This window comes from Microcoleus sp. Z1_A1, assembly GCF_036700305.1.
In the GTDB taxonomy this organism is placed as follows: Bacteria; Cyanobacteriota; Cyanobacteriia; order Cyanobacteriales; family Microcoleaceae; genus Microcoleus.
Map to the genome: position 1 here is coordinate 1 of NZ_JAUBOR010000108.1, position 1,340 is coordinate 1,340.

Here is a 1,340-nt window from a genome sequence, read left to right on the forward strand (position 1 = left end):
TGCTTTCATTAGCTTTGATTACATAATGATATTTCATTATTATTGATTGTACCTCATAACAGCGAAAACCGCTGTATCGACAAACGGCTCAAGGTAGTCAAGCATTTATTGCTGTTTGGTAAACTTAAGGAGTTTACTCTCATTCCTCCTTGGCGTACTGATTTGATTGAAAGTGCGATCGCTGCTACTGCTAAACAGATGAATCTCTCAATTGCCAGAGATGCTGTCAGTTATCTAGCGGTAGCGATTGGCAACGATTCTGCTAGAAGAGTCAGTGAACTAGAGAAATTAGCCATTTATGCTGCGGGCGATCGCATTACCAAAGAAGCTGCTAAAATCCTCGTTCCAGCTACCACAGCCAACTGTTTTCAACTTGCCGAAGCTCTTTTAAAAGGTCAAGCAGTGGCGGCTATTAAGGTGCTTGATGAATTGCTATCTCGGGCAGAGTTTCCTTTAGCAATTATTGCCACTCTCCAAACTCAGTTTAAAACTTGGCTGTGGGTAAAAGCTACTATCAATTCCGACCAACAACGTTCTGATAGCGAAATTGCTAGTATGTGCGGAATTAGTAACCCCAAACGGCTGTATTTCCTTAAGCAGGAGGTTAAGGAAGTATCTGCGAACTTCTTAAGTCGATCGCTCTCCATTTTGTTGGATTTAGAAATTGCTCTCAAAACAGGAGATAAGCCTGACTCGATGTTGCCTGCTTTGCTCAGCATCACTCAACTCACTCACCTTAAATAACAGGAAAGCGCTGCCGAGTTAATTCGGCAGTCTTTCATTAACAATCTTGGAGGCAAAAACTGCTTTGCAACACTATTAGTATCGGTAAGGTGGGCGGCGGTGTACCATACAGATAGAGTTTATGCGTCCAGAACTAATTAAGTGTAGTTAGGGCTTACGCAACGATGTTGGGGCGCACCGCGGGGGGTTGCCCCAACATTCACATCATATATGGACATTGTGCGTAAATCCTAATGAATTTGTCAAACTATTTTTGACTTTATTTATTGCAGCAGTAGGTTGCTATTTCTGTTTAATAGCAGCTCATCTTTCCTGCATCATCCAAACCAGAAACCCCAAGATTTGCTCAACAGGAGGTAGTGGATAATCTTTGACACTCCCACCCCTAAAGGGGATGGGATTCTTTAGAGATTTCGCTCTAAATATCCCAAAGAGACAATTGCTTACCCTGTGGGTTCTCGCCCACACGCCGTTTGCCTTTTAAAGGCAGCGTGTTAACTGACGAGCGTTCGTATAATTCCAGGGTAAACGCATCTTAATTTCAACCTCAAACATGATAAGATGAAGTGTTTAGCTAAATCAAGTGCGTAATTGAT

General features: G+C 42.4%; 1 protein-coding gene. It reads left to right on the forward strand.

Annotation, left to right across the window (positions count from 1 at the left end; all coding sequences use genetic code 11):
* Nucleotides 1-42 precede the first annotated feature (42 nt).
* Nucleotides 43-744 (forward strand): DNA polymerase III subunit delta, encoded by a 702-nt coding sequence (holA, locus tag QT973_RS26935; RefSeq protein ID WP_445305703.1) that lies wholly within the window; start codon nucleotides 43-45, stop codon nucleotides 742-744.
* Nucleotides 745-1,340: the final 596 nt, after the last annotated feature.